The following is an 11,687-nucleotide window of genomic DNA, read 5'->3' on the forward strand; positions in this document are numbered from 1 at the left end:
CCGTTGCCGCCCATCGCGGCCGGGAGCGGGGGAGCCGTGGGCGGCGCCGGGGTGATGGTCGGTCGATTTCCGGTCGGGAGGGGCGAGTTGACCGCGATCGGGTACGACGGGAGCACTCTGCGGCCATCATGGGCCGCGGGAACGACCGGATGGATTCACCGAGGCGGACGGGGTCGTGGGGACATGGCGGAGTACGGGGAGAGCGGCGGGGTCCGGGCACTTCGGGCCTGGGCCGACGAGGCGGCCGAACGCGCCGCCCGGCTGGTGGGTCAGGGAGGCGAGGGCTCCCCGGTGTCCGCCGAGGAGTTCGAGAGCTCCATCGCCGAACTCTCCCGGTTGCGGCCCCTCCTGGACCACGACCCGGAGTTGCTCGGCCGGGTCACGCTGGTGCTCGGCGGCCTGCTCGCCACCCGCCACGCCACCGGGCGCGGCACACCGGGCGACCCGGAACGGGCCCGGCGTCTGCTGGAAGAGGTGCGGGACCGGACGACGGCCGCCGGGGAGCGGATGGCGGAGGACGGCAGGCGGTGGGCGGCCACGTTCCTGATGATGGTGTCGGGTCATACGGAGCCGGGCCGTCCGGCGGGGTCACCCCCGGACTTCTGGTCCGTCTTCGACCGGGCGATGGCGGCCGGGCCCGAAGGGGCCGCCGAAGAGGCGGCCCGGATGGCGGCGCTGGCCGCCGAGGTCGGGCAGCTGCCGGTGCCGCCGGAACTCCAGGCCCGGCTGGGGCAGATGCGGGAGGTGCTGGCGTACATGTCGAAGACCGACCTCTCCGATCCCGAGACGCTGCTGGCCATGCTGCCCCCCGACCTGCCGTTCGGCGATCAGCTGCGGACCATGCTGGACCTCGTGGCAACCCTGCCTGACACGGCGGACACGGCTGGTTCGGCCGATCCGGCTGAATCGGCCGAACCGTGCGTGTTGCCGGTACCGGAGGCCGTCTGCCAGGAGCCGCAGTCGCAGTCGCAGTCGCAGTCCGAGGCCGACACGACCGTCACCAGCGCGTGGCTCGCCGCCGTACTCGGCCTGCCGGACGCCCTGCAAACCGGCGACCCCGAGTCCCTCAACCGGCTTCTCCAGCGGCTGGGCGGGCAGCTCGACCGCCTGCCCACAGGGCATGGCCGGGCCTCCGAGATCGAGAACCTGATGCGCATGGTGCTCCAGACGGCGGGGCCGCTCGGGGGCAGCCGGGCGGACAGCGGCGAGGCCCACGGGCAGATCGCCTCGATCGCCGAGCACTTCGCGCAGTGGACGGCCGGGGATCCCAGAGGTGCCGAACTCAACGTCGGAGTCCGCGCGCACGAACTGTTCACCAGAATGGCCGCGGAGGAGGAGGCGGAGAACGAGGAGGAGTACCTGAGGCTGGTGGGCGAGGTGGAGGCTCTCGAACGCGAGACGCCCCCGGAGCACACCTTCCGTTGGCTGGTGGAACTCGTCCACGGCACCACGCTCACTGCGATGGCCGACCGCACCGGCGACAGCGCGATGCTCGTGCGCGGCCTGGCACGGCAGGAAGCCGCCCTCGCGAGCGTGCTCGCGACGGAACCCTGGGTGCCCCAGGAACAGATCGTGGCGCTCCGCGAAGCGCTCCGGGCCGCGCAGGCCGCGCTGGGCGACACCCCCGACCTCATGCCCGACCCCGCTCCACCGGCCCCGGGCGCCGCGACGGGCACCCGGTACCTCGCCGCCCTGACGGCAACCCTCCGGCACTCCACCACCCAGGACCCCGCCGATCTGGACGCCGCCATCAGCGGACTGGAGCAGGTCCGCGACGACATCCGGCAGGGCCGGGCGCCGCAGCTCGCGGCCCCCGCCCTGTGGCAGCTCGCGGAGAACTACCGCCGCCGCCTGGACCGCACCCGGGACCAGGCAGACCGGGACGCCGCCACGGACGCGGCCATGGAATCGCTGCAGGCGCTCGCCGGTGACGTCGTCCTGCAGGCCGGCTCCGACCACGGTCTGCTGGCCGCCCGGTCCGGGGCCGACCGCGGGGTACGGGCCGCCATCTGGGCCGCCTCCCAGGGCCGGGTCGAGGATGCGGTCGCCGCGCTCGAACTGGGCCGGGCCCTGGTGCTGCGAGCGGCATCCACTTCCCGGGCCGTGCCCGAACTGCTGGAGTCCCGCGGCCACCACGACCTCGCGGGCGAATGGCGGGTGGCGGAACGCGGACGGGACGGAGCCGGACCCGGAGCCGAAGCCGTGAGCGGCGCGGCACCCGACACAGTCCCCTGGGAACTGCCCAGCTCCCTGCGGCGCCGCGCCCTGGATGCCCTGGGCCGCCGGGAGCCGGGCGGTGTCCTCTTCAGCACCCCCACGGTCGACGAGCTCAAGGCCGGGGTGGCCGAGGGCAACGCGGACGCGCTGGTCTACCTGCTCGCGGGCGGGGGCGGTACGCCGGGCATGGCGGTGGTCGTGGGCCCGGACATCGGCACCGGAGTACGGGCACTGCCTCTCCTGTCCGCGGAGCAGAGCGGCCCCCTGGAGCGGTACCTCGACGCCGCGGCCGCCCACCAGGAGCGGCCCGGCGTCCCGGCCGCCGCGCAGACCTGGGAGGACGCTCTGTCCGATCTCTGCGACTGGGCGACCGATGCGGTGGTCCTCCCGGTGATCAGCGGCATCGTGGAACGGCTCGCCGAGAACGAGAACCGGCGCAAGGACCGCCCAGGCCCGCCCAGGATCGTGCTGGTGCCCTGCGGCCGCCTCGGCATCGTGCCCTGGCACGCGGCCCGCCTGCCTGCCGAGGCCCCCAGCGACTACGTCTGCCAGATCATGGTCATCAGCTACGCGGCGTCCGGCCGCCAGTTCCTGAACACGGTCCGGCGTGCCCGGCGGGCCCCGGCCGACGCTCCCGTTCTGGTCTCGGACCCCACCATGAGCCTGCCGTACGCGGAGCTGGAAGTGACGGCGCTCCAGCAGTCCCTGTACCCGCGGGCGCGCCTGTACGGGGAGTTCTACGAACCGCCCGCCGAGCCCGCGGCGGCCGGCACGCCGGGCGACCTCCTCGACGCACTCGCCGGCGCTCCGTCCCTGCTCCACGTGGCGTGTCACGGCTCGGCCGGCCCCAACCCGACGACCTCCGCGCTGCGCCTGGCACCCGACGGAGACGGACCGGAGGAAGGCCGGCCCACCGACCTGCTGACCGTCACGCGGCTGCTCGACCGCCCGATGGGCGAACAGGAAGCCCCGGACGGCCCGTTGGTCGTGCTCAGTGCCTGCGAGACGGACCTGAGCAAGCGCGACCACGACGAGGCGCTCACCCTGACGACCGCCTTCGTGGCGAGCGGCGCGCGGGACGTGGTGGGCTCCCGGTGGGCCACCCGGGACTCGGCCGCGGCGCTGATGATGGCCGTGTTCCACCACTACGTGACCGTCGAGGGCCTGAGCCCGGTCGACGCGCTCCATGTCGCCCAGAAGTGGATGCTCGACCCGGAGCGGCAGAACCCGGGGTCGCTCAGCGGCAGCCTCCTCGACGAGCTGACCCGCGGCCCGGACCTGCGCCGCCCGGCGACCTGGGCCGCCTTCATCCACCAGGGCCATCCGGGGCCGTCCACCACGGGGTGAGGGTGACGGTGCGCGGCACTCGGCCGCCTGCAGTCAACGCGGAACCCTCCTGGACGGGGCGCGGTCTCCTGGAGCGCTTTCCAGTACAGCGGGCCGCCGGGTCAGCCGGACGCGTCGGGTGGTGTGCCCGCGGCGCGGCGGAATTCCTCGTTGAGGCGCTGGGCCTCTTCGAGCTGGTCCTCCAGGATGACGATGCGGCAGGCGGCTTCGACCTGCATGCCCTGATCGACGAGTTCCCGGGCGCGGGCGGCGATGCGCAGCTGGTAGCGGGAGTAGCGGCGGTGGCCGCCCTCCGAGCGGAGCGGGGTGATCAGGCGGGCCTCGCCGATGGCACGGAGGAAGCCGGGGGTGGTACCGAGCAGCTCGGCGGCCCTGCCCATCGTGTAGGCGGGGTAGTCGTCGTCGTCCAGCCGGCCGCCGAGCGAGTCGTCCGCTGTCATCTGCACCTCTTCTTGGGAGCGCGTCGAGGGGAATTCAACACCATCCGCCGACCCTGGTGTGTTTCCTTCCCCGCGGGCGGGTGCTCGCGCCCGCGGACGCCACGCACGGCGAAGGCCCCGACCGGCGTGTGCCGGTCGGGGCCTTCGGTGTCGTTCTGCCGCTCAGACGGAGACGGGGCTGCCGAGCATCGCGGACGCCTGCTGGAGCGGGCTCAGGGTCGCCGCGGGAGCCTCGGGCAGGCCGCGGACGGTGAAGCCGAGCTGGGTCATGGCCCGGATGACCTCGCCGGCGCTGAAGTCGCGGCGGTCCTGGCGGGTGACGACCTGTCCCACCTGCATGACGGGGTAGACGCGACGGCCGATGATCACCGATTCACCCACGACGGTTTCGGGCTTGACGCCCTTCATCGATTCCAGCACGCCGGCCTTGGTGAGGTCGAACGGGAACCGGGCGATGACGCAGCGCATGATGCCTCACTCACGGGAGGAAGGGGGAAGTACGGAAGGAGGGGTCTGACCTGGGCTCGCCGGGGCTCTAGGCCGCAGCGTCGAACGTGCCCTGGCGCTGGCCGCCGCGGCGCGAGGCCTGCGAGGGGCGGCCGCGCCGGCCGCGCGAGGCGGCGCTGCGCTTGGGGCGCTCGCTCACCGGCGCCGTGATGACGACGGGGATGCCGGACGGGGTCCGGGCGCCGGTGATGCGCTGCAACTCGGCCTCACCGGAGCGGACCTGAGTGGTCTGCGGGGTGATGCCGGCGGTGGCCATGAGGCGGGTCATGTCGCGTCGCTGGTTGGGGGTGACGAGGGTGACGACGCTGCCGGACTCGCCCGCGCGGGCGGTGCGTCCGCCGCGGTGGAGGTAGTCCTTGTGGTCGGTGGGCGGGTCCACGTTGACCACGAGGTCCAGGTTGTCGACGTGGATGCCGCGGGCGGCGACGTTGGTGGCCACCAGCACGGTCACGTGCCCGGTCTTGAACTGGGCCAGGGTGCGGGTGCGCTGGGGCTGGGACTTGCCGCCGTGCAGGGCCGCGGCCCGTACGCCGCTGTTGAGGAGGTCCTGGGTCAGCCGGTCGACGGCGTGCTTGGTGTCCAGGAACATGATCACGCGGCCGTCGCGGGCGGCGATCTCCGTGGTCGTGGCGTGCTTGTCGGCGCCCTGCACGTGCAGCACGTGGTGTTCCATCGTGGTCACCGCGCTGGCCGAGGGGTCGACGGAGTGGACGACGGGGTCGTTCAGGTAGCGGCGCACGAGCAGGTCGACGTTGCGGTCGAGGGTCGCGGAGAACAGCATCCGCTGGCCGCCCGGGCGCACCTGGTCGAGCAGGGCGGTGACCTGCGGCATGAAGCCCATGTCGGCCATCTGATCGGCCTCGTCGAGCACGGTGGTGTCCACCTGGTCGAGCCGGCAGTCGCCGCGCTCGATGAGGTCCGCGAGGCGTCCGGGGGTGGCGACGACCACCTCGGCGCCACCACGGAGCGCGCTGGCCTGCTTGCCGATCGGCATGCCGCCGACGACCGTGGCCAGCCGCAGCTTCACGGAGCGGGCGTAGGGGGTGAGGGCGTCCGTGACCTGCTGGGCGAGCTCGCGGGTGGGGACGAGTACCAGGGACAGCGGCTGGCGGGGCTCCGCCCGCCGTCCGGCGGTACGGGCCAGCAGCGCGAGGCCGAAGGCGAGGGTCTTGCCGGAGCCGGTGCGCCCGCGGCCGAGCGCGTCGCGGCCCGCAAGGGTGTTCGGCAGGGTCGCGGCCTGGATCGGGAACGGGACGCTCACGCCCTCCGCGCCGAGCGCGGCGAGCAGAGGGGCGGGCATGTCGAGCTCGGCGAACGCCTCTACGGCGGGCAGTGCGGGGGTGATCGTCCGGGGGAGGGCGAACTCGCCCTGTACGGCGGCGGGCCGGCGGCCGTAGCCGCCGGAGCGGCCCTGTCCTCCCGAGCGGCCCTGTCCTCCCGAGCGGGCCTGCCCGCCGGAACGGCTGGGGGCCGCCGAGCCGAACCGGCTCCCGCCCGTGCGGGAGGAGGAGGCGGAGGAGCGATTGTTCGTGCGTGTGCGGTTCATACGGAACCTTCCTCGAATGCGGCGCATATCAAGGAATTCCCGCAGCGGCGAGCGCACGGAGAATTGCGAGAATGGGCCGGATGGACGTGAAAGCGAATCTGGCCGGCGAAAATCAGTGCGGGCTCAGGCGCTGGAAACGGGGACGCGGCGCGAAGGCGGGTGTCCCAGGGCGAGGATCCTCGTGCGGAGGGCCGCGGAATCCCCGGATCGTCCCGCAGGTGAACTCACTGCGGGGAAAACGCGCAGCTGGGGCCCGCACCCCGAGGGATGCGGGCCCCAGCTGCAAAGTACGCGTCAGTGTCAGGCGGGAACGATGTTCTCGGCCGTCGGGCCCTTCTGGCCCTGCGCGATGTCGAAGCTGACCTTCTGGCCTTCCTGCAGCTCGCGGAAGCCCTGGGCGGCGATGTTCGAGTAGTGGGCGAACACGTCAGCGCCGCCACCCTCCTGCTCGATGAAGCCGAAACCCTTTTCCGCGTTGAACCACTTCACGGTACCAGTAGCCATGTCAATTCTCCTTTGGGGCAGTACAACGCGATCCGCAACGTGCGGACCTCGTGTCGCCGCGATGATTGCCCCGCCGGACCAAAAAGACCGGAAATGCACAAGCGCTCGCAGCGGACGTGAAGTCCGACTGGGCGCTTGAAATTTTGGGAACCACAACTGCAACTGAGATCGACAGTAGCACGGCACGGTGACCCGCGCCGTAAATATCGGCGCCCTCTTTGTAGCCGTGAAGAATCCTCGGCGCGCGGTCCGCTAAATTCTCATCTCGCGAACACAGATATTTCCGCCCGGGGCGCACGGTTTCCCGCGCCGCCGGGCAGGCCACCGGACGGCCAATAGGTTCAACGGCTCGGCCACCCGGGCGACGGCGTCCCGGAGCGAGGAGGCGGCGCCAGCCGTCTCCTCGGCCGGCACCCCTGCCCGTGCGCCGCGATGGTGCTCAGGGTGATGTGGAAGGACCTGCGGTAGGCGTCCTCCACAAGGGCGCACCGGACCGAGGGCCAGAGCACGGGGGTGATCGCCTGCCACAACGGGGGGAGGGCGAACTGCTGATAGGCGCAGATGGTCACTCTCGTGCCGACCGCAGTCCGGGCGAAGGAGACCGAGCCGTCGTCCTGAAGGGAGGACCTGACGAGTTGGCCGCACGCCTGATCCGCACCCGCCTGCCCGGCCCGGCGCTGCACCTGCCCCACCCCCGATACCCCCGACTCGTCCCCGGCCGAGGGGGATCGCCGTACGGAGCGACGATCGGCGGCTTCGTCCGGCTGCGCCCCTACAAGCGGACCGCCGCCTTCGCGGGGGCGTTCGTCCGGCACGCCGCCGGGGAGCAGCGGCTGCTGATCGCGGGGCATCCGGACGATCCGGCCACGCACCGCACCGTGACCGAGATCGCGGCCGCCCACGACCGGGTCCGCTAGTGCGAGGGACGCCATCGGGCTGGCCCTGCGACCTTCACCGAGCGCTCGACGGAGGTCGTCAGCCGGTACTCGGCGTCGGCGGAGCCGACCTCGAAGGGCTTCTCACCGCTCGGAGGGTCGTCGTTCTCGCCGACCTTGACGCCGTTGCCGTACAGCGTCGACGTGGCCGAGGTCGGCGAGGTTGAGGAGGGTTCTCGTGATTTCGGTCGGGGTGGCGGGGGCGACCGTGGCGTGCCAGAGACGTTCTCCGGCCCCGATATCGCCTGACCGCGATCGGCGCCCGTCACACGCCCAGCTCCCTTATTCAGGCACGAACGTGCGCCGCGAGAGACAGAATTGCGAGCATGTTGAATCAAGGTGATCTGGAACAGGACATCCGCACCCTCGCCGACGACGAGGCCGTCCGCGCGCTGACGGCGCTGGCGGAGGAGCACGGGCTGCTCCCCGCCGCGCGGCAGCTGTCCGAGGGCGGCGATGAGCTGCGGGCGGAGGTGGCCGCCGTGGAGCTGGAGCGGTACGTGGGGGCGGACCAACCTGAGTTTTCCGACGGTGAGTTGGCGCGCCGCTTACTGGAGTATGCGGCGGCGCTGCGCGAGGACCTGGCGGACACGGTCGGCGAGGCCGTCGCCTACGCATGCTCGCCCATGGAACGGCTCGACCCCGTCACGCTGCCGGTCGCGGCGCTCGCCGTCACGCTCCTGCAGACCGAGGTGGTCCTGAAGCGGGATCCGCGCGGCAGGTGGAGCCTGACCATCCACAAGCGGGCCCTGCGGGACTCCTCCCTCGGCCGGGTCCTAACGGCCCTGCTCTCGCAGATCACCAGCGGCAAGTAGCCGGCGGACCGGGAGGGGGGTCGCGATGACGGTCTCGGTGAGGGCGCCCTACGCGTGGCACTGCGAGCAATGTGTCCAGGAGCGGGGGGCTCCGGTCTGGCGCGTCATCGACGCGCGGGAGCGGGCCGACGTGCTGGCGGCACCCGTCCCCGGCGTCCCGGGCGTCTCCTGGGTGGACTGCCCCGTCTGCGGGACCAGGACGCACATCGAGGCGCCGCTGCTGGTCCTGCGCCCGGGCGCGGCAGCGCCCCTGCTGCTAGCGGTCTCCGTCGCGGAGCTCGGGGGCGGTCCGCCGCCCTCCGGGGAGCCCCTGCTGGCGGAGGCCGCGCGGGCCGGGGCCTTCCTCGGCGGCGTCTTCCCCGGGGAGGCGATCCCGCTGCCGCGCAGGCTGCTCCCCCACGTCCTGGCCCGCGACCTCGAACGGGACCTGGCGGATCCCGAGTCGGCATGCCGGGAGCTGGAGCCCGAGGGGGCGCCGACGGTCGCGAACTACCGGATCTTCCTGGATTACCTGGGGGAGGCACGCGCCGACTCCCTGGTCGGGGAGCTGCTGACCGCGATGCTGCTCGGCCTGCCGGACGCCCTCGCGGAACTCGTCCGTACGCACCCGGAGCTGACGGACGGCACCCGGGTGCGCGACGCGGGCCGAGAGGAGCTGCGCAGGGCGGCCGAGACCCCCCTCAAAGAGGTGCTGCGCATACGGCAGCGGCTCCTGGACGAACTGTGCGACGGCCGGACCACTCCGGACACCGCCATGCGCCGCTACTTCGAGTCCCTGGGGCGCTTCGACGCCGGTCTGCGGACCCGGCTGCACGCGATGTACCTGGAGGCCCGCGACACCGGCGGGCCCAAAGGCATCCCGCTCGCCCGCGAGGCGCTGGAGCTCGCCGCCGGCTTGGGCGAGGAGGGCATGGAGACCGAGCTGGCCGCGCGGCTCGGCGAACGCCTGGTGCTCGCTGTGCACGCCGGGCTCGACGCCGATCCCTCCGAGGCCGTCCGGGTCCTCGAACGCGCCCTCAGCCGACTGCGCGAGGGGACTCTCCAGTGGGTGGAGGTGGCGAACAACCTGGCCAGCGCCCACCACCTGCGGGACGACGGCGACCGGTTGGAGATCTGGGAAGCCGCCCGCGACCTGCTGGCGCGCGCGACCGCGCTGGACCGGGGCGAGTATCCCGAGTACTGGGCGCGGGTCCAGACCAACTACGGCCTGCTCCTCTCGGAGCGGCCCGGCGGTGGCCCCGAGGACCTCACCCTCGGCATCGAGCACATCAGGGCGGGGCTCGAGGAGCGGGCCCCCGAGCGGGACAGGGTCGCCTGGGCCTACTCGATGGTCAACCTCGGCCTGCTGCTGTATCGGCGCGCCGGGGTGGAAGACCTCAGGGAGGCGGAGCAGTGCTACCGGGACGCCCTGAGCCACCTCGGCGCCGGTGACGACCCGGCTCTGTGGTCCCGCATCCAGTGCAATCTGGGCGACCTGCTGCTGTCCCGGGATCCCGTCGACGCGCGCGGCGCCCGGGAGGCGGCGACGGCAGCGCTCGCCCTGTCCACCGCGCGCCCCGGCCTCCTGGACACGGGCCGCATCGCCTGGCTGCTGGCCCGGGCCATGGACCACATCGACGGCCCGGGCAGCGCAGACGGCCTCCGGCTGCGCCACGCGGCCCTGGGGGCCACACCGGCCACGGTGTCGCCATCCCTGCACCTCAACATCGGCCGGGAACTGCTCAGCGCGCACGCCTCGGCGGAACGCTGGAGCGAGGCGGCCGATGTCGCGTCCGGCATGCTGACCGCCGTGACCGCGCTCTACGACGCCCAGGTCACCGGGACCGGCCGCCAGAGCGTCCTCGCCCAGGTGAACCGGATCGCCCGCTGGGCCGCCTTCCTGCTGGCCCGGGCGGGGCGTCCGGAGCGTGCAGTCGAGGCGATCGAGGGCGGAGTGGCCTGTGAGCTCTCGGTGGTGGCCGGGCGAGGGGCGGCCGACCTGGAGGCCTTGGGACAGATCGACCCCGCCGCCGCCCACCGCTACCGGCTGGCACAGGCCCGGTACCGGTCCTCGGCCGGCGAGGCGTTCGCGGCGGCGTCCGGCGGCCCCACCGCCGCTGGCTCTACGGCGAGCGGGGAGGCCGCCGCCGAACGCGGCGTGCGTGCGGCGATCGCGGAGATCCGCGCGATCCCGGGCTTCGAGCGCTTCCTACGCACCGAGGGACTGGCGGACATCGTCCGCGCGGCGGGCGGGCGTCCGCTCGTCTACCTGGTGAACGCGCCCTGGGGCAGCTACGCCCTCGTGCTCCCCCGCAGCTCGGGCGAGTCGCCCGCTGTACGGGCCGTTCCCGTTCCGGGGGTGAGCAGCGAGACCGTCACAGGCCTCTTGGTGCTGGACCCGGCCGACGGCGCCCTGGGCCTGCTCCTCGCCCAGGAGGCCGGAGCGCTCAGGCGCAGGCGTCTGCTCCCGCAGGCCCTGGACCGGCTCGCCGCCCTTGGACCGCTCCTGCGCCCGGTCGCGAGAGTCCTCGCGGAGGACCCGGAGCAGGAGGCCGTCGTCGTCCCGACCGGTCTGCTGGGCCTGGTCCCCCTGCACGCCGTGCCGCTCGGGCCGGGGGCGGGAGAAGTGCTCGACGACATCGGCACCGTGATCGTCTCCCCCTCCGCGGCCGTGTACGCGGCCTCCCGCGTCGCGGCCGCCCGCCCGCCGGATCCTGTGCCACGCCTGGTGGGGGTCACCGACCCTGACGGTTCACTCCCCGGTGGACGCGGTGAACTCGCCCATATCCGGGAGCTGTTCGAGCCGCACGGTGAGGCCCGCTGCGCGGTGGGGCCCGAAGCCACCGTGGACTGGCTGCTCGGCCAGCTCGCCGAAACCTCGTACCTCCACATCATCTGCCACGGCAGCGGCGAGTTCAACGGTCGGGGCGGCTCCCTGGCCCTGGCCGACGGCCGCCTCGACATGGACACCCTGGTCCAACACCGGCTCCCCGCCTGCCGGCTCGCGGTGCTCAGCGCCTGCCAGTCCGGCCACTACGAGGTCGTCCGGGCTCCGGACGAGTTCCGCGGGCTCGCGGCGGGATTCCTCCAGGCCGGGGCCGCGTGCGCGGTGGCCGGGCTGTGGCTGGTGGACGACATGGTGACCGCGGTGCTGATGGCGCGGTTCTACGAGCTGCTCGCTCCCGCTCACGGGCCCGGCGGGCTGCCCCCGGTGGCCGCCCTGCGCCGGGCCCGTACCTGGTTGCGCCGGCTCACCTGGGAGGAGCTCGCCCGGTATACCGCCTCCCGGCCCCACCTGGCGGCCCTGACCGAGCGATACACCTCCCGGGCGACGACCGGCGAGCGTCCCTTCGCCTCGCCGGTCCACTGGGCCGCGTTCACCGCGTGGGGAGTGTGA

General features: G+C 73.3%; 8 protein-coding genes. 4 read left to right on the forward strand and 4 right to left on the reverse strand.

What is annotated here, in order from left to right:
* Window positions 1–183 precede the first annotated feature (183 nt).
* On the forward strand, window positions 184–3,564 hold the full coding sequence (locus tag OG737_RS27840) for a CHAT domain-containing protein (protein ID WP_328928961.1): 3,381 nt from the start codon (window positions 184–186) through the stop codon (window positions 3,562–3,564).
* A 101-nt stretch (window positions 3,565–3,665) separates the two neighbouring features.
* On the opposite strand, the gene OG737_RS27845 is transcribed toward OG737_RS27840, so the two are convergent.
* From OG737_RS27845 to OG737_RS27860, 4 genes are all read right to left on the reverse strand, one after another.
* Window positions 3,666–4,004, reverse strand: coding sequence for a MerR family transcriptional regulator (locus OG737_RS27845; RefSeq protein ID WP_328928962.1), 339 nt, complete (start codon window positions 4,002–4,004; stop codon window positions 3,666–3,668).
* Window positions 4,005–4,166: 162 nt separating this feature from the next.
* Complete coding sequence (locus OG737_RS27850) at window positions 4,167–4,472, reverse strand: SCO5918 family protein (protein ID WP_328928963.1); 306 nt, start codon at window positions 4,470–4,472, stop codon at window positions 4,167–4,169.
* Window positions 4,473–4,539: 67 nt separating this feature from the next.
* Window positions 4,540–6,057 (reverse strand): DEAD/DEAH box helicase, encoded by a 1,518-nt coding sequence (locus OG737_RS27855; RefSeq protein WP_328928964.1) that lies wholly within the window; start codon window positions 6,055–6,057, stop codon window positions 4,540–4,542.
* Window positions 6,058–6,357: 300 nt separating this feature from the next.
* A complete protein-coding gene (locus tag OG737_RS27860; RefSeq protein ID WP_030303079.1) occupies window positions 6,358–6,561 on the reverse strand; it encodes a cold-shock protein in 204 nt (67 codons plus the stop codon).
* A gap of 635 nt (window positions 6,562–7,196) precedes the next feature.
* Between OG737_RS27860 and OG737_RS27865 the strand changes: the two genes are divergently transcribed.
* The 3 genes from OG737_RS27865 to OG737_RS27875 all read left to right on the forward strand — a co-directional run bounded on the left by OG737_RS27865 (window position 7,197) and on the right by OG737_RS27875 (window position 11,687).
* Window positions 7,197–7,478, forward strand: a complete 282-nt coding sequence (locus tag OG737_RS27865) for a hypothetical protein (RefSeq protein WP_405677355.1) — start codon at window positions 7,197–7,199, stop codon at window positions 7,476–7,478.
* Window positions 7,479–7,822: 344 nt separating this feature from the next.
* Window positions 7,823–8,311 carry a hypothetical protein gene (locus tag OG737_RS27870; protein ID WP_405677353.1) on the forward strand — a complete coding sequence of 163 codons (489 nt, stop codon included), beginning with the start codon at window positions 7,823–7,825 and terminating at the stop codon, window positions 8,309–8,311.
* Window positions 8,312–8,336: 25 nt separating this feature from the next.
* On the forward strand, window positions 8,337–11,687 hold the full coding sequence (locus tag OG737_RS27875; RefSeq protein ID WP_405677351.1) for a CHAT domain-containing protein: 3,351 nt from the start codon (window positions 8,337–8,339) through the stop codon (window positions 11,685–11,687).

Source organism: Streptomyces sp. NBC_00122, from assembly GCF_045160845.1.
GTDB lineage: Bacteria > Actinomycetota > Actinomycetes > Streptomycetales > Streptomycetaceae > Streptomyces.

Excerpts from the sequence above, each read along its gene's own strand:
- OG737_RS27840 (WP_328928961.1), top strand. The coding sequence starts at position 184 with ATGGCGGAGTACGGGGAGAGCGGCGGGGTCCGGGCACTTCGGGCCTGG.
- OG737_RS27845 (WP_328928962.1), bottom strand. The coding sequence starts at position 4,004 with ATGACAGCGGACGACTCGCTCGGCGGCCGGCTGGACGACGACGACTAC.
- OG737_RS27850 (WP_328928963.1), bottom strand. The coding sequence starts at position 4,472 with ATGCGCTGCGTCATCGCCCGGTTCCCGTTCGACCTCACCAAGGCCGGC.
- OG737_RS27855 (WP_328928964.1), bottom strand. The coding sequence starts at position 6,057 with ATGAACCGCACACGCACGAACAATCGCTCCTCCGCCTCCTCCTCCCGC.
- OG737_RS27860 (WP_030303079.1), bottom strand. The coding sequence starts at position 6,561 with ATGGCTACTGGTACCGTGAAGTGGTTCAACGCGGAAAAGGGTTTCGGC.
- OG737_RS27870 (WP_405677353.1), top strand. The coding sequence starts at position 7,823 with ATGTTGAATCAAGGTGATCTGGAACAGGACATCCGCACCCTCGCCGAC.
- OG737_RS27875 (WP_405677351.1), top strand. The coding sequence starts at position 8,337 with ATGACGGTCTCGGTGAGGGCGCCCTACGCGTGGCACTGCGAGCAATGT.